15 protein-coding genes and 1 pseudogene are annotated in these 14,668 nt (G+C 63.7%); 3 read left to right on the forward strand and 13 right to left on the reverse strand.

Annotation, left to right across the window (positions count from 1 at the left end):
- Positions 1–115: 115 nt before the first annotated feature.
- The 6 genes from AC0QUY_RS21955 to AC0QUY_RS21980 form a co-directional block, all read right to left on the reverse strand.
- Complete coding sequence (locus tag AC0QUY_RS21955) at positions 116–622, reverse strand: hypothetical protein (protein WP_475388321.1); 507 nt, start codon at positions 620–622, stop codon at positions 116–118.
- A 400-nt stretch (positions 623–1,022) separates the two neighbouring features.
- Positions 1,023–1,919: a hypothetical protein gene (locus AC0QUY_RS21960; RefSeq protein ID WP_475388323.1), complete on the reverse strand. Its 897-nt coding sequence runs from the start codon at positions 1,917–1,919 to the stop codon at positions 1,023–1,025.
- 151 nt (positions 1,920–2,070) lie between these two features.
- Complete coding sequence (locus tag AC0QUY_RS21965; protein ID WP_475388324.1) at positions 2,071–2,217, reverse strand: hypothetical protein; 147 nt, start codon at positions 2,215–2,217, stop codon at positions 2,071–2,073.
- A 26-nt stretch (positions 2,218–2,243) separates the two neighbouring features.
- On the reverse strand, positions 2,244–3,464 hold the full coding sequence (locus AC0QUY_RS21970) for a citrate transporter (protein WP_475388325.1): 1,221 nt from the start codon (positions 3,462–3,464) through the stop codon (positions 2,244–2,246).
- 38 nt (positions 3,465–3,502) lie between these two features.
- Complete coding sequence (locus AC0QUY_RS21975) at positions 3,503–4,450, reverse strand: alpha/beta hydrolase (protein ID WP_475388326.1); 948 nt, start codon at positions 4,448–4,450, stop codon at positions 3,503–3,505.
- A 47-nt stretch (positions 4,451–4,497) separates the two neighbouring features.
- On the reverse strand, positions 4,498–5,277 hold the full coding sequence (locus AC0QUY_RS21980; protein WP_475388327.1) for an SDR family NAD(P)-dependent oxidoreductase: 780 nt from the start codon (positions 5,275–5,277) through the stop codon (positions 4,498–4,500).
- Positions 5,278–5,770: 493 nt separating this feature from the next.
- On the opposite strand from AC0QUY_RS21980, the gene AC0QUY_RS21985 reads away from it, so the two are divergent.
- The gene (locus AC0QUY_RS21985; protein ID WP_161854367.1) at positions 5,771–6,766 is read left to right on the forward strand and encodes a DUF2155 domain-containing protein; all 996 of its coding nucleotides are present in this window, start codon (positions 5,771–5,773) and stop codon (positions 6,764–6,766) included.
- Between the two features lie 97 nt (positions 6,767–6,863).
- Here AC0QUY_RS21985 and aat read toward each other — a convergent pair whose 3' ends face one another.
- Entirely contained in the window at positions 6,864–7,538 is a 675-nt protein-coding gene (gene aat, locus AC0QUY_RS21990) for a leucyl/phenylalanyl-tRNA--protein transferase (protein ID WP_475388328.1), read from the reverse strand.
- 135 nt (positions 7,539–7,673) lie between these two features.
- Here aat and AC0QUY_RS21995 point away from each other — a divergent pair, with 135 nt between their 5' ends.
- The gene (locus AC0QUY_RS21995) at positions 7,674–8,615 is read left to right on the forward strand and encodes an AEC family transporter (protein ID WP_475388330.1); all 942 of its coding nucleotides are present in this window, start codon (positions 7,674–7,676) and stop codon (positions 8,613–8,615) included.
- 12 nt (positions 8,616–8,627) lie between these two features.
- Here the strand turns inward: AC0QUY_RS21995 and AC0QUY_RS22000 are convergent, their stop codons facing one another.
- The 6 genes and pseudogenes from AC0QUY_RS22000 to AC0QUY_RS22025 form a co-directional block, all read right to left on the reverse strand.
- Positions 8,628–9,503, reverse strand: a complete 876-nt coding sequence (locus AC0QUY_RS22000; protein ID WP_475388472.1) for an amidohydrolase family protein — start codon at positions 9,501–9,503, stop codon at positions 8,628–8,630.
- Positions 9,504–9,530: 27 nt separating this feature from the next.
- Positions 9,531–9,908, reverse strand: a pseudogene (locus AC0QUY_RS22005) (RidA family protein); the annotation flags it as partial.
- 28 nt (positions 9,909–9,936) lie between these two features.
- The gene (hpaH, locus tag AC0QUY_RS22010; protein ID WP_475388332.1) at positions 9,937–10,740 is read right to left on the reverse strand and encodes a 2-oxo-hept-4-ene-1,7-dioate hydratase; all 804 of its coding nucleotides are present in this window, start codon (positions 10,738–10,740) and stop codon (positions 9,937–9,939) included.
- 3 nt (positions 10,741–10,743) lie between these two features.
- The gene (locus AC0QUY_RS22015) at positions 10,744–11,604 is read right to left on the reverse strand and encodes a fumarylacetoacetate hydrolase family protein (protein WP_475388334.1); all 861 of its coding nucleotides are present in this window, start codon (positions 11,602–11,604) and stop codon (positions 10,744–10,746) included.
- 57 nt (positions 11,605–11,661) lie between these two features.
- Positions 11,662–12,279 carry a flavin reductase family protein gene (locus AC0QUY_RS22020; RefSeq protein WP_475388335.1) on the reverse strand — a complete coding sequence of 206 codons (618 nt, stop codon included), beginning with the start codon at positions 12,277–12,279 and terminating at the stop codon, positions 11,662–11,664.
- A gap of 11 nt (positions 12,280–12,290) precedes the next feature.
- Positions 12,291–13,268 (reverse strand): Bug family tripartite tricarboxylate transporter substrate binding protein, encoded by a 978-nt coding sequence (locus AC0QUY_RS22025; RefSeq protein ID WP_475388336.1) that lies wholly within the window; start codon positions 13,266–13,268, stop codon positions 12,291–12,293.
- A gap of 162 nt (positions 13,269–13,430) precedes the next feature.
- On the opposite strand from AC0QUY_RS22025, the gene AC0QUY_RS22030 reads away from it, so the two are divergent.
- Entirely contained in the window at positions 13,431–14,234 is an 804-nt protein-coding gene (locus tag AC0QUY_RS22030) for an IclR family transcriptional regulator (RefSeq protein ID WP_475388337.1), read from the forward strand.
- The last annotated feature ends 434 nt before the right edge of the window (positions 14,235–14,668 follow it).

Consider the following 14,668-nt stretch of genomic DNA (forward strand, 5'->3'; position numbering starts at 1 on the left):
TTCTCTCGTGAACGCGTGGGATCGCAGGATGGAGGCGTGGCAGCCACCCGATTTCCGGAGGAACTCTGCTAATATGCGCGGCTTCGGCGCGGATCGCGCCTTACACCCTGCTCGATCAGCGCTCCGCGCCGTGCTCGCGCCGATCAATGGCCGCAGCGTGCGAACGGGTCGGCTTACCGGGTCGAGTGCCCGTCACCCTCAGTCTCTTGCCGACGTAGTACGCCGCAGGTCGTTTGAATTGAATGCTATCTACGCGCCCCCGAAAGAATTCAACTTGCGCAACTTCGTTCACACCGTCCACGTCAACTTGAACGTCGATGACCTTCTCGGAGTACTCCCCACCTTCGACCGCTCTTCGGTCTTGAAGATAAGGCGCTGTGTAGAAGCGCGGCCGGCAAATCTGCTTGTGCGACCGCTGGACAAACGTGGTCTCATTCAATTGAGAGCGCAACAACACTTGGGATTGCTCAGGGAGGGTATCGATCACAGCTTCGATCACTACCCTTTCGTGAGGACGCAGGCTCCAGCTGCCTTCGCCGGTCAAGAAGTAGAGCAGGTCCCAAAGGAATCGGATCAAGGCCTTAACGGCGGCACTCACAGTCGCCACCTGCAATTGCCGCACCGACACCTCCTCCGAGCCCGGTACCTTTGAGCCAGTCGGGAATGTGATCCAGAGCGCGGAGCGGGAGAGGCATTGGATCCACGCCAGGCACATACCGGCTCGCGTCATGTCTTGCATGTGACGCCGGTGTCCTCCAGCTTCCGTTGAGGCCGCCGCGCTGATTGAGCACTCTGTTCAACCCTCCGGAGGTGTGGCGGTTCGCAGTGCTTCTCGCGATGCTGTGCGACCACTCAAGGCCCGTCTCACGCGTAAGCGATCGGGGGGCCCAATCGCAAGAATGCAGCTTTGCTCAAACCGCCACCGAGTGCACCCAGTCCGCCGCCAGCAGGATGTCAGTAGCGCTGGCGCAAGGGTTGGTCGAGTGCGCGCGGTCCGGCTCCCTGAGCGAGCGTCGTTCCGCTCAGGCAACGTCGGCTTGCGCGCTCGGCTTATCTTCTGAGAGCAAGGCATCGAGGTCGACGAGCTGCGGATCGTCGTCCTGCGGTTCGCCGTTCCCCGCGCTGCCATGAAGGTGCATCAATGTCTGCACGCGGCGGGCGTTGAGATGGTCCACGTGCTGATGCTGCAGCGCCACCGGCAGCAACGCTTTGGGCAGTCCGACCAGGGTAAAGGCCGAAACCTTGCGCACCTCGCCGTCCTCGCGCCAGCGCAAGGGATGCAGGGTGTAGATCAATTGCCGCTCGATCTCCGGCGATAGCGGCTGCTCCGACTCTGATAGCGTGAGGCTGGCGAGGTTGGCGTTGCCGGCACGTGTACGCACGGCGGCGGACCGCAGCTCCCAGCATATCAAGTCCGCCGCCGACAGAACTTCCCGGCGCACGGCATCTACATTGTTCGAGAACCTGGTCGCTTCCGGTATCGACAGCGCGCCCTTGGTGACCGCATCGACCAGCGCGGTAGCGCCGGAATCAAATCCCGGCGCAGCCCGCTCGATCGCCGCAGCCAGCGCTTCGATCTGGTCAGCCGTCGTGTCGCGGTCACGCTGCGCCTTGGCATCGGAGAGTGCGCGCTCGGCCGAGGCGACCTGCTCGTCGAACTCCGCCAACGAGGCGCGCCACGTCTTGGTGCGATCATCGACGGCGCGCATGTCGGCTTCTGCGCGATCGAGTCGGGCAGCGGTGGCTCCTGCGACCGCCAGCCGTTCGGCAGCGGCGCGTTTCTCAGCAAGTTCCGTTTCGGCAATGCTCAAGCGGTCGGCCAACTTCTGCCGGGCCGCCAGCTTCTCCTTTAGCGCGTTCTCGAAGCGCTCGATCGGGTCGAGTTCCCGCTTAAAAAGGTCGCGCTTAAAAAATGCCATGGCAATACCCCCGCGCGTCGCGATCATCCGCCGAATCAGCGGGAAGATTCGTTATTTGCGAAGAATAGCCCGAAACTTGGAGACATTGCGGCTTAAGTTCGCGTAGCGAAACTGGTCAACAGGATGATGGCCGGCGGGCTGACCAACACCTTCAGTACACATGGGCTGAGACAACAGCGCTCAGTTGCGCCCTTTCAGGAAGATGCATGCGTTCTTTTCCGCGGCGTGGATGCCGCGCGCATTCGAGCGGCGTGACGACGCCGTTCGCCGTAGCCTGGTTCTCAACGATGCCGAACATGAATGGATCGACAGCAGCGAAAACGGCTAATGCGGCCGGTCGGGATGCCAGCCGAGCACCGCCAGCATCACGAAAAATCCGATGACATAGGCGGCAGCCACCGGCCAGCCCTGGCTGACCCAGCGGCCGACGGATTTTGCCTCCGGATACATGTTCGACAGCGCGACGCCGGCCGATGAGCCGAACCAGATCATCGATCCGCCGAAGCCGACGGCATAGGCGAGATAGCCCCAATCATAGCCGCCTTGTTTCAGCGCGAGCGCGGTGAGGGGGATGTTGTCGAACACCGCCGAGACGAAGCCGAGGCCGAGCGTGGTCGGCCATGAAGCGGCCGGCAGCTTCTCGACCGGCATCAGCGAGGCGGCGGTGACCAAGGCAAGCAGAAAGATCGTGCCTTTGAAGGTTTCCGGCATCACCTTCCAATCCGGCGCGCGCCATGCCGCCGTCAGCAGAATGATCGCCCAGACGGCGATGCCGAGAACCGGCATGGTATCGAGCAAAGCGGGGAACTTCACATTGGCGATGATGTTGGCGGCGAGCGCGGCGATCAGGATGGCGGCGACGATGAGGACCCGCGCCGGATCGATCATCACACTTTTCGACAGATCCTTCTGAATCGGCGAGAAACGGTGCTGCTGAATCGATGCCGGCACCGCGAAGATCAGCATCGCAACGACGGCGGCGACATAGGCCTCCACCACGGCGAGCGGACTGACACCGGCGATCCACATCATGGTGGTGGTGGTATCGCCGACGACGCTGCCAGCGCCGCCGGCATTCGAGGCCGCGACGATCGCGGCGAGATAGCCGATGTGAACCTTGCCCTGGAACACATGCCGCGCAACCGTGCCGCCGATCAGGGCGGCGGCGATGTTGTCGAGGAAGCTCGACAGCACGAACACCAGCACCAGCAGCACCACGCCGCCCTTCCAGTCGTCCGGCAATAGCGCCGGCATCGCATCCGGAATCCGGCTTTCCTCAAAGTGCCGGGACAGCAGCGCAAACCCCATCAAGAGCAGGAACAGGTTGGCGAGCGTGACCCATTCATGCGCCATGTGATGGCCGAGGCCGGCGAGGCCCGTGCCGTGCTTGAAGCCGGTGAAGACCAGCTTGTAGATCACGATGGCCGCCAGTCCCGTCAGCGCGACCTGAAGCGTTCTGTGATGGAATAGCGCGACCCCGAGCAGCGTCAGCGCGAACAGGATGAAGTCGACGGGGATTCCAAACACAAGGATCGGGTCGATCACTATGGCCTCGCGCGCGGGACGGATGCGGCTACTGTCGTCTATTTCAGCGCCTTCAGCCAGCCCGCGATTTCGCTGACGGCGACATTGGCCTGCTGCAGCAACTTGCCCATGGTGAAGAAGCCGTGGAACTGGCCGGGGAAGTGGCGATACGTTACGGGCACGCCGGCTTCCTTCAACCGCGCGGCATATTCGGCGCCTTCGTCGCGCAGCGGATCGGCGCCTGCGGTCAGCACATAGGCAGGCGGCAATCCGGTGAACGTTTTGGCGCGCGCGGGTGAGGCTTTCCAGTGATCTATGTCGGCCGTGCCGTTGAGATAATGATTGCAGAACCATTTGATCACGGAATGCGTCAAGAGAATGCCGGTCTCGGGCTCGCTGTGCGAGGGATGTTTCATCGCAAAATCGGTGGCAGGATAGACCAACACCTGGCCGGCAAGTTTGGGGCCGTCGCCGTCGCGCGCGGCGAGTGCCACGACGGCGGCGAGGTTGCCGCCGGCGCTGTCGCCGCCGACCAACAGGTGCCCCGCGTCGACGCCGAGCTCATTGGCGTTGGTGGCAATCCATTTGGTCGCAGTGATCGCGTCGTCGATGGCGGCGGGGAATTTGTGCTCCGGCGCCAGACGGTAGTCGATGGAGATGACGATCAACTCGCCCTCATGGGCAAGCTTCTGGCAAACCACCTCATGGGTATCGAGATCGCCGATCACCCAACCGCCGCCGTGAAAGAACACCAGGCACGGCGCGAGTCCATTGCTCTTCCGCAGTGTCTTCGGCGTGTAGATGCGCGCCGGTATTGCGCCATGCGGCGCGGGGATTGCGAGCGGCTTGTTCGATTCCAGCGCTGGCGGCTCGGGGTTAACGGCGACGCGGGCGGCCCGGTAATATTCGCGCGCTTCCGGTGCGGTCAGCGTCTCATAGGCGGGGCGGCCTGCGTCCTGAAAAGCCTTGTAGACGGCGGCGGCATCGGGATCGAGCGTGACGGGCATACGGACAAAGACCTTTTGCGTTGACTGAAATTACGTTGACTGAAAGCTCAGGCGGCGGTGCGGCCGCCATCGACGGTATAGGCGGAGCCGGAGACGTAGCTCGCTTCGTCGGAAGCAAGGAACGCCACGATGGAAGCGACTTCGGAAGCCTGTCCGAGCCGCCGCGCCGGAATCCGGTCGACGATCTTCTCGGTCGGCGGCGGCTCGTTGCCGGGATTGCGGCCCTGCAGGATCGTGCTCAGCATCCGGCTGTCGATCAGGCCGGGGCAGACGCAATTGACCCGCACGCCGGTGCCGGTGCACTCCCAGGCGGCGCTCTTGGTGAGACCGATGACGGCATGCTTGCTGGCGCTATAGACGGCGATCATCGGCGATCCCATCAGGCCGGCGATGGAGGCGGTGTTGATGATGCTGCCCTTGTGCTGTTTCAGCATCACCGGCAGCACGTGCTTCATGCCGAGAAAGACGCCGACCACGTTGACGTCGAGCACGCGGCGAAAACTCTCCAGCGAATATTCCGGGATTGGCTTGATGTCGCCCTCGATCCCGGCGTTGTTGTAGAACGCATCGATCGTGCCGAACCGGTCGACGGTGGCGCGGACATATTCGGCGACGTCCTCTTCCCGGGTAACATCGGCCGTGACCGCAAGCGCTTCGGCGGAGGCGGGCAGGTCCTTGATGGCCGCTTTGAGATCGTCCTCCCTGCGGTCGACGGCGACGATACGGGCGCCGCGTTCGGCCAACAGGTGGATAGTTGCGGTTCCGATAACGCCGGCCGCCCCGGTCACGACGGCTACCCGGCCATCGAGGCGAATTCGATCGGGCATATCCTGGGTTTCCTCTGACTCCTCCGGTTATCCCGGATTTTGGTGGTTTTCGCGCGTGGCCGCGTGAATGGAGCGACTATTTCATCTGAAACGGGCCGTGACTAGATCGTGGAGCGACTTTCCGAGAACGGTTTCCGCCTTTCCGGGCCACGATCGAGATCGTGGAGCGACTTTCCGAGAACGGTTTCCGCCTTTCCGGGCCACGATCGAGATCGTGGAGCGACTGTCCGAGAACGGTTTCCGCCTTTCCGGGCCACGATCGAGATCGTGGAGCGACTGTCCGAGAACGGTTTCCGCCTTTCCGGGCCACGATCGAGATCATGGAGCGACTGTCGGAAGTCGGTTTCCGCTGTTCCGGGCCGTCATCGAGTGCGGCGGGAAGGGGGCAAGCCGCCCTTTCCGCGCCGTATTCGCCGTGTTAACCGGAAGGGACGCGAGCGGCCGATTAGTCTGTACTATGTCGCGAGCCCGATTCGCCTGTAAAAGCCGCGAGATGCTTCGAACCATTGCCCTGACCGGTCTTGCGGCCCTGATCGCCGCCACCACGGCTTCGCTCGCGCCCCCCGCGCAGGCGCAGATCGGCAATATTTTTTCCGATCCGCCGCTGCGGCCGCCGGGCGCCATCCCGCGCGGCAATCAGCAGCAGCAACAATTCCCCGACGACGACGAGGAAGTGCCGGAATTGCCGCGCGGCCGGCTGTTGCCGACGCCGAACCGGCCGCCGCCGGGGCAGGGTGCACCGCCGCCTGGCAGCTTCCAGTCGCAGCCGCTGGCGCCGCCGCCCGGAACGACCGTCGCTCCGCAAGGCCAGCAGCCGGGAGTCGCCGTTCAGCCGCCGCAGCCGGGTCAGCCGGGCGTCGCCAATGCGCCGCCGGGACAACGCCAGCCGCCAGCCAAGGGCGTTCCGAGTTCACCGGCGACCCTGCAGCCGGGCGACGAAGTCGTGTCCGAGCCGCCGGCCACCAAGATCACCAACAAGAAGGCGAGTTTCTCCGGCCTCGACAAGATCACCGGCCGCATCATCAATTTCGACGAGGACATCGGCGAGACCGTGCAGTTCGGCGCGCTGCGCGTGAAGACCAGCGCCTGCTACACGCGGCCGTCGACCGAAGCCGCCAACACCGATGCCTTTGTCGAGGTCGACGAGATCACGCTGCAGGGCGAGGTGAAACGGATCTTCTCAGGCTGGATGTTCGCCGCCAGCCCCGGCCTGCACGGCGTCGAGCATCCGGTCTACGATATCTGGCTGACGGACTGCAAAGGTCCGGATCAGACTATCGTCAGTGCGCAACCCGATCCGGCCAAGGCGGCCGCGCCGCCGCCGGGTGCGCAGAAGCGTCCGCCTCAGCCGAAGCAGGCGGCGCCACGCCCGCCGGGACCGCCGCCACAGCCGCAGTTCCAGCAGCAGCCGCAGCAGGCCCCGCCGCCACCACCGCCGCCGCCGCAACAGCGGCCGGGTGGACTGTTCGGCGGATTGTTCGGGAATTAACGGCGTTACAAGCGTAGCCCGGATGGAGCGCAGCGCAATCCGGGATCAGTGTCGCCATGGAGAAAGCGGCCCCGGATTTCACTGCGCTCCATCCGGGCTACGCGCGTTTTGCAATAATCGTCAGTGCATCGGCACCGCTGATGCTGGCTTGCAGCCGCATAAACTCCGCAGGCTCGCCCGCGATCGCCTTGTCGAGCATTGCGCGATAGCGCCGCCTTGAAATTTCGACCGCGCCAAAACTGCGCAGATGCTCAGTGACATATTGCGTGTCGAGCAGCTCGAACCCGCCTGCAATCAGCCGCGCCACCAGATGCACCAGCGCTACTTTGGACGCATCGCGGGCGCGATGAAACATGCTCTCACCGAAGAACGCCCGCCCCAGGCTGACGCCGTAGAGCCCGCCGACGAGGTCGCCGTCCTGCCAGACCTCGACGCTGTGGCAGTGTCCGAGTTCGTAGAGCCCGAGATAGAGATCGCGGATGCGCTTGTTGATCCAGGTGTCGTCGCGGCCCGGCTGCGGCGCCGCGCAGCCCGCGATAACCGCCTTGAAGGCGGTGTCGACGGTAACGCTGAAAGTGTCCGAGCGCACGGTGCGGGCAAGCCGCGAGGCAATGCGGAAGCCTTCGAGCGGGATCACCCCGCGCAGTTCCGGCTCGACCCAGAACAGCGTCGGATCATCGGCGCTCTCGGCCATCGGGAAGATGCCGCAGGCATAGGCCCGCAGCAGCACTTCGGGGGTGATTTCGGAAGCGGCTGACTCGCGCGATGTCATGGGCGGGAGGATAGCAGGAGGCAGCGGGCCTATGCTACGTTTCAAGAGCAATTGGTGCGCAACCATGGCCGCATTGATGCGACAAGGATGACGGCGAGGGGGAATCCCGGCCGAATTCCGGCAGATGAGTGCGGCATGAATGCAGTGTTGATCGTCGTCCCCGTGTTCGCCCTGATCGGGGCGGGCTATGCGGCGGTCGCGCTGCGTTTCATAACCCCTACGGCGCACAAGGGCATTGCCGAGTTCGCTTTCAGCATCGCCATTCCGGCGCTGCTGTTCCGGATCGTGGTCGTCGCCGAATTTCCCGCCGTCAACGCTTTCTCGGTGTGGGGCGCCTATTACGGCGCAACGGCGGTGATATGGATCGCCGCGCTGCTGGCGTCAGCGCTATTGCGGCAATCCCGGGCGGATGGCGTGGTGCTCGCGATCGGCTCGATCTACGGCAACATCGTGATGCTCGGCCTTCCCCTGACATTGTCGGCGCTGGGAAGCCAGGCCGCCGGCTCGATGGCCCTGATCCTGTCGGTCAACACGCCGCTGCTCTGGCTTTGCGGCACGCTGCAGATGGCATGGGCGGAGCGGAAGTCTTCCGAGACGGCGCCGCTGCTGGTGCTGCGGGCCGTGCGGGAGATCGCGCGCAACCCGATCATGCTCGCGCTCGGCTTCGGCTTCCTCTGGCGCCTCACCGGATTGGGGCTGCATCCGGTTGCGGACAAGACCCTCGAACTGTTGGCGCAGGCGGGCTCGCCCACGGCCCTGATCGCGCTCGGCATCAACCTCTTTGGATTCAGGATCAAGGGCCAGGCGCTCGGCATGGCCATCATGTGCGCGCTCAAGCTCGTGGCGATGCCGGCCGTCGCGGCGGTCCTCGCATTCTACGTCCTGGCCTTGCCGCCGATCTCCGCGGCCGTGGTCGTTCTTTTTGCCGCGATGCCGACCGGCGCCAATGCCTATATTTTCTCAGCCCAATACGGACGGCTCAACGAAGCCGTTTCGGGCGCCGTCGCGCTTGGCACGACGCTGGCGGCGGTGACGCTGCCCGTTGTCGTGTCATTCGTGACGGTCGCGCTGCGCTAGGCGCTATGCCGCTTAATTCTCAAAGCCGAACAGCTTGGCCGGGTTGGTGACCAGGATTCGCTTCAGTTCCGCCTCATCGGCTACGTAGCGATAGAGCAGTTCGAGCAGGTCGGCATCGTTGGGCGGCTGCACCACCGACACCGGATGCGGCCAGTCGCTCGCCCATACGCACCGGTCGGGTGCCGCCTCGATATAGGCGCGTGCGATCGGGATGACGTCGTCCCAGGGCGGGCCCTTCTTCGAGGTCTTTTCGCCGAGCGACAGCATCACCCAGAAATTGCCCTTCGACAAAAGCTCAAGCATCTTCTGCAGGTTCGGGTCCTCCTTGCCGCCCGTCGGGTCAGGGCGCGCCATGTGATCGATCAGCACGGGAACGTCGAGATTTTCGTATTTGGCGACGCTGGAGACGATGCCATCCTTCTCCGGCTGGATCTTTGCATACCAGCCGAGTTCGCGAATTCTGGCGATCGCGCGGGCAAAATCCTTGTCCGAGAGCACCGCACCAAGTTCCTGGCGGAAGCTAAAACGCGCGCCGCGCACGCCGGCGTCATGCAGCCTGGCGAGATATGAGTCATCGGCTTCGGCAAACACCAGCGCATTGGCGCAGCCGCGATAGTTCGGTCCCATCGCCGCCAGGCCGTCGAGCACGACCGAATGATCGGCGCCATAGGTCGTGGTCTGCACGATGATGCCGCGCTCGATGCCGAGCGTCTTGTGAACGCGCAGCGCCGCTTCCCAGGTCGCGGTCGGCATCTGGTAGGCGGCTCCCGGCCGCACCGGATATTTGTCCAGCGGGCCGAGCACATGAAACTGGCTGTCGATGCTCTTCGGCGGCGGCAGTTTTGAGGGACGGCGCGGGTTCGGATCGAACGGAAGATAGGTCGGCATGTCAGGTTCCTTGTGGGGGGTCAGCCCGATCACGGCTGTGAAATCGCATTGCACGAGCGCGCCGTTCTCCATATCCATCTGCAGCGCGTGGCGGGCAGGGCGCGAATGCTCGTCGGGAAACATCTTCAGCCATTCGACATTCACCGGCGCGCGCTGTGTGCGATCCTGCAGCCACACCGTCATCTTGATGATGTCATCGGTGGTTCCGCCGCCGGCTTCCACGATGGCCTTCATGTGGGCGAACATGTTGGCGCACTGGTCCTCGATCTTTTCCGGCATCTTGCCGGTTGCGGGGTCGCGGCCGAGGATGACACCGGACATCAGGAGATTGCCGATCCGACAGGCGTTGGGAATCGGATTGGCGTGCTTGAACTCGCCGATATGAATGCTCTTGCGCCTTGTCATTACTGCTCTCCCTGGAACGCTTTTTTATTCAAACGAACTGGCAGGACACGGATCCGAACCGGCCGTAATCGGCATGGAACGTGTCGCCTCTGGCAATGTCGACCGGACGCGTGAATGATCCCGCCAACACCACTTCGCCGGCATCGAGATGCTCGCCTTGGGCGCCCAGCCGGTTGGCAAGCCAGGCTACGCCGTTGGCGGGATGATTGAGCACGCCGGCCGCGATGCCGGTCTCCTCGATCTGGCCGTTGCGAAACAACAGCGCGCCGATCCAGCGCAGGTCGGCGTCGAGCGGGCGAATGGGCCGGCCACCGACGACCAGCGCCGCATTCGCGGCATTGTCGGAGATCGTGTCCGTCACCTTGCGCGGCGCCTTGGTATCGGGATCGACCCGATGCATCCGGGTTTCCAGGATTTCGAGCGCCGGCGTGACGTAGTCGGTGGCATTGAGCACGTCGAACAGCGTGCAGTCCGGTCCCTTCAACGGCGCCTTCAGCACGAACGCCAGTTCGACCTCGATCCGGGGCGCGCGGAAACGGTCGAACGGAATCGCCGACGCGTCGGGATAGAACATGTCGGCGAACAGCACGCCGTAGTCAGGCTCGGAAATGCCGACCGCGTTCTGCATCGCTTTCGACGTCAGCCCGATCTTGTGGCCCCTGACGACGCGGCCACGGGAGAGCTGCAGCTTGGTCCAGGCGCGCTGAATGGCGTAGGCGTCCTCGATCGTGAGATCCGGATAGTCGCGCGTGAACGCCGGGATCAGCGACTTGTTGCGTTCGGCTTCGTCCAGGCGTTGCGCCAGCCGTTCGATGGTCTGTTGATCGAGCATCGGCTATTGCTCCGCCGCCACGGTGTTCCGGAGGATGCCGATACCAGCGGATTCCACCTCGACGACGTCGCCGACCTTGAGCCAGCGCGGCGGCGTGAAGCGCGCGCCGGCCCCGGTCGGGGTGCCGGTCGCAATCATGTCGCCGGGCTTCAGGGTGGCGAAGGTGGAGAGATAGGCGATCAGGAAGTCGAACGGAAACATCAGCCGTTCCGTGGTATCGCTCTGGCGCACCTCGCCATTGACGCGGGTGACGATGTCGAGCGGCGCGCGCGGGTCGCATTCGTCCGAGGTGACGATCCACGGGCCGACGCTGCCCGAGCGGTCAAAGTTCTTGCCCTGGGTGACGTTGAACTTGCCGTGGTGCAGCCAGTCGCGAACGCTGCCCTCGTTGCACAGCGTCATGCCGAAGATGTGCTCGAAGGCGCGCTCGCGCGGAATGTGCCGACCTTCCTTGCCGATCACGATCACGAGTTCGCCCTCGTAATCGAGCTGCTCGGAGATCTTCGGCTTCTCGATCGGCTGACCGGAGCCGACGACCGAGGAGGGATTGCGGACGAACAGGCTCGGATATTTCGGCAGGTCCGAATTGTCCTTGTACTCGGCATTGCGGTCTTTGTAGTTCACGCCGATGCACCAGAGCTTTTCGGGGTTCGGGATCGGCGGCAACAGCACGAGTTCATCGAGGGCATGGTCCGGCTTGAGATCGGCGACCAGTTGCCGCGCCACTTCAAGGCCGTTCCTGGCGATCAGGGACCGAAGGTCAGGACATTTCGGCCCGAGCCGTTTGGTGAGGTCAACCACACCGCCGGCAACGGCCGCACCGAAGCGCGGCTCGCCGTTTGCGAGATAACTCAGAAGATGCATGCGGTGGATCTCCGGATCAGCGCCGCGTTCGCGCAGCGACAACGCCCTTCGGCGTTTTCAGGATTCAGTTTTCGAAGTCTGGAACACGGGCTTCAGGGTGACGATCTCGCCGAGCTTGGCGTAGCGAGGGCCCGCGATGCGGGCGATCGGATCGAGCGCCTCGGTTTCGATCTTGCCGTTGTTGAGCAGGCCATCCCTGATATGGAAGACCAGCACTTCGCCGACGATGAGCCGGCTGCGGGTCTCGCCGAATTCGAGGCACTGCCGGAAGCGGCATTCCATCGCGATCGGTGCGGCCGTGAGGCGGGGGACCTTGATCCGCTCGCCCGGCAGCGTCGAAAGCCGCAACTCCTCGACCTCGCTGACATCTGGCGGATGCTCGGTAGAGCTCTCATGCACCGCATTCATCAGGCTGGAGTCCGCGATGTGAACGACATACTCCTCGTTGTTGAGGATGTTCTGCGCGGTATCCTTGTAGAGCCCGCCCTTGCGGCCGACGCTGATGGCCAGCATCGGCGGCTTCGGCGAGACGAAGGTGAAGGCAGAGAACGGGGCGAGGTTGAGCACCCCGCCGCCCGACAAGCTGGTCACCCAGGCGATCGGGCGGGGCACCACGATGCCGGTAATCAGCCGGTAGGCCGTTTCGGAGTCGAGATATGCCGGATCGATCCGCATCGGAAAGACCTTCAGTCAGCCTTGATATTCGCCTTGCGGACGACGGGAATCCACTTGGCGTCTTCTTTTTCGAGATAGCTCGTGAATTCCGCTGGCGTCATCGACACGGCCTCGGCGCCGAGCGCGTTGAACTTCTCGACGATGGCAGGATCTTTCAGGATCTCCGCGATCGTTTCGTGAAGCTTGGTCACGATCTCAGGTGGCGTGCGCGCGGGCGCGAACAGGCCGGTGAAGGTCTGGCCGTCAAATTCCTTGTAGCCGAGTTCGGTGAAGGTCGGGACGTCAGGAAGCCAGGAGGCGCGGTGGTTGCCGGTGACGGCGAGCGCGCGCAGCATGCCGCTCTTGATGGAAGGCAGTCCGACCGAAATCTGGTCCAAAGCAAATTGCACCTGTCCGCCGATCAGGTCGTTGAGGGCAGGGGCGTTGCCGCGGTAGTGCACCGTCAGCCATTGCAGCTTCAGCTTCTCCTGCATCAGCTCGCTAAGCAGATGGTTGGTTGTGCCCTGGCCGGGCGAGGCCATCGTCAGCTTGCCCGGATCGCGGCGGGCAAGTTCGATGAACTCCTTCAGATCCTTGGCTTGCACCGACGGATGCACTTCGAGCACCAGCGGCGTCATCGTGATCGAGCTGATGGGAACGAAATCCCGCTTCCAGTTGTAGGCGTCGCGTTTGGCGATCTCGGGCGCGAACAGCACCGGACCGTTGGCGCCGACGAACAGTGCGTAGCCGTCGGGCGGCATTTTCGCGAACGCCTCGCCGGCGATCAGGCCGCCGGCGCCGGCCTTGTTTTCCACGATGAAGGGCTGGCCGAGCTTGGCCTGGAGCCTGTCGGCGATGACGCGCGCGGCGCTGTCGACATTGCCGCCGGCCGGATAGGGGACGATCAGGCGCACCTGCCGCGCCGGCCATTGCTGGGCGTCGGCCGGTGTGTTCGACAGCACAGCCAATAGTGCCGATACAGCGACGCCTGCGACCGCGAAAAACTTCATCGGATTCTCCCGAAAAGCGGCACATTTGCCGCTACTTTTTTGTTTGCGCGCGCCCCGCCCAGCGGCATGCGCATCTATTGTTCCGCGTCGCGGATTTTGCGCGCACCCCTTCCACTGTCGACGAAATTGTGGTGTTTCTGTCCACATTGTGGACAGTGGGCCATGCGTATGACAAACGGCCGGTTAAAGGTGCGCAGGCGCGAGCCGCTGCAGGGCGGGCAGGCGATCCGCCGGGCGCTGGCGGTGCTGCGTACGCTCGCAATCGGCGGCGAGCGTGGCGTGCCTCTCGCGGAAGTCGTGCAGGCCACCTCGCTTACGCGCCCCACCGTCCATCGCATCGTGCATGTGCTGATCGAGGAGGGCATCGTCGAGCGCAGCGAGCGGACCGGCAATTACGTGGTCGGCCGCCAGGTGCCTGAACTGGCGCTGGCGCGTCCATCGCGTTCACCGCTGCTGATTGCGGCCGAGCCACATCTGGCGGCGGCGTCGGCGCAACTCGGCGATACCCTGTTTCTGACGGTGCGTACCGGTCTCGACACCTTGTGCGTGGCGCGCCGCATCGGCAGCTATCCGATCCAGATATTGTCGATCGAGGTCGGCGTGCGTCGTCCGCTGGGCGTCAGCAGCGCAGGGGTAGCAATATTGGCCGCCATGCCGCCATCGGAGGCGCGCAAGATCGTGCTCGCCAACGAAGCCAGATTTAAGGGCTATCGGACCGATACGCCGACGGTGCTCGGACAGGTCCAACTCGCCCGCCGCAGGGGCTACAATCTGCGTGACGTCGGTCTGGTTCAGGGCACGAAGTCGCTTTCAGCCTGGATCCGGACGCCGGACGGCCAGCCCGCCGCAGCGATTACGTTGTCTGCCATTCGGAACAGAATGAGCCCACGCCGCGCGATCGAAGTGGCGGACGTTCTCGTCGCGGCTGCACGCGCGATTGAGGCGGCGACGCCGCAGGATTCATAGCCCGCTTGATTGGAAACGTTTTAGCTTGGTCGTTGCGAGCCGAGTTGCGTAATGGCATCTCGGCCCTGACGGTTGTGCCGCCGATCTGATATGGTCCCATACTCTCACTCAGATGCGCGTTAGGGCATATTGATGTGTTGCATGGGCGGCAATTGAACCACACGATTCTCGTTCTTTTATCGCGGGAGCGATCATGAATAGGTGTCTTCTGGTGACGATTCTTGCGGCTCTCACCGGTACGGCGGCGGCTGCGCAGGCTCTGGCCAACGACGCGCTCATCGCGCGCGCGAAATCGTTCGAACTAGATTCGCCCTATGCGCCGCCGCCAGGCGACCCCTTGACACATCATGCCGCCGGATATGCGAAGGTGATGTGCTCGGCTGTATTCATGACCGGCCTGGCGCCTGATTTCGCGGCCGAAAATGTTGGGTTCT

The organism is Bradyrhizobium sp. WYCCWR15520 (genome assembly GCF_056174665.1).

What these genes read in the sequence shown, in the direction of transcription:
- AC0QUY_RS21960 (WP_475388323.1), bottom strand. Translation starts at nt 1,919, where the DNA reads ATGGCATTTTTTAAGCGCGACCTTTTTAAGCGGGAACTCGACCCGATC.
- AC0QUY_RS21965 (WP_475388324.1), bottom strand. Translation starts at nt 2,217, where the DNA reads ATGTTCGGCATCGTTGAGAACCAGGCTACGGCGAACGGCGTCGTCACG.
- AC0QUY_RS21975 (WP_475388326.1), bottom strand. Translation starts at nt 4,450, where the DNA reads ATGCCCGTCACGCTCGATCCCGATGCCGCCGCCGTCTACAAGGCTTTT.
- AC0QUY_RS21980 (WP_475388327.1), bottom strand. Translation starts at nt 5,277, where the DNA reads ATGCCCGATCGAATTCGCCTCGATGGCCGGGTAGCCGTCGTGACCGGG.
- AC0QUY_RS21985 (WP_161854367.1), top strand. Translation starts at nt 5,771, where the DNA reads ATGCTTCGAACCATTGCCCTGACCGGTCTTGCGGCCCTGATCGCCGCC.
- aat (WP_475388328.1), bottom strand. Translation starts at nt 7,538, where the DNA reads ATGACATCGCGCGAGTCAGCCGCTTCCGAAATCACCCCCGAAGTGCTG.
- AC0QUY_RS21995 (WP_475388330.1), top strand. Translation starts at nt 7,674, where the DNA reads ATGAATGCAGTGTTGATCGTCGTCCCCGTGTTCGCCCTGATCGGGGCG.
- AC0QUY_RS22000 (WP_475388472.1), bottom strand. Translation starts at nt 9,503, where the DNA reads ATGCCGACCTATCTTCCGTTCGATCCGAACCCGCGCCGTCCCTCAAAA.
- hpaH (WP_475388332.1), bottom strand. Translation starts at nt 10,740, where the DNA reads ATGCTCGATCAACAGACCATCGAACGGCTGGCGCAACGCCTGGACGAA.
- AC0QUY_RS22015 (WP_475388334.1), bottom strand. Translation starts at nt 11,604, where the DNA reads ATGCATCTTCTGAGTTATCTCGCAAACGGCGAGCCGCGCTTCGGTGCG.
- AC0QUY_RS22020 (WP_475388335.1), bottom strand. Translation starts at nt 12,279, where the DNA reads ATGCGGATCGATCCGGCATATCTCGACTCCGAAACGGCCTACCGGCTG.
- AC0QUY_RS22025 (WP_475388336.1), bottom strand. Translation starts at nt 13,268, where the DNA reads ATGAAGTTTTTCGCGGTCGCAGGCGTCGCTGTATCGGCACTATTGGCT.
- AC0QUY_RS22030 (WP_475388337.1), top strand. Translation starts at nt 13,431, where the DNA reads ATGCGTATGACAAACGGCCGGTTAAAGGTGCGCAGGCGCGAGCCGCTG.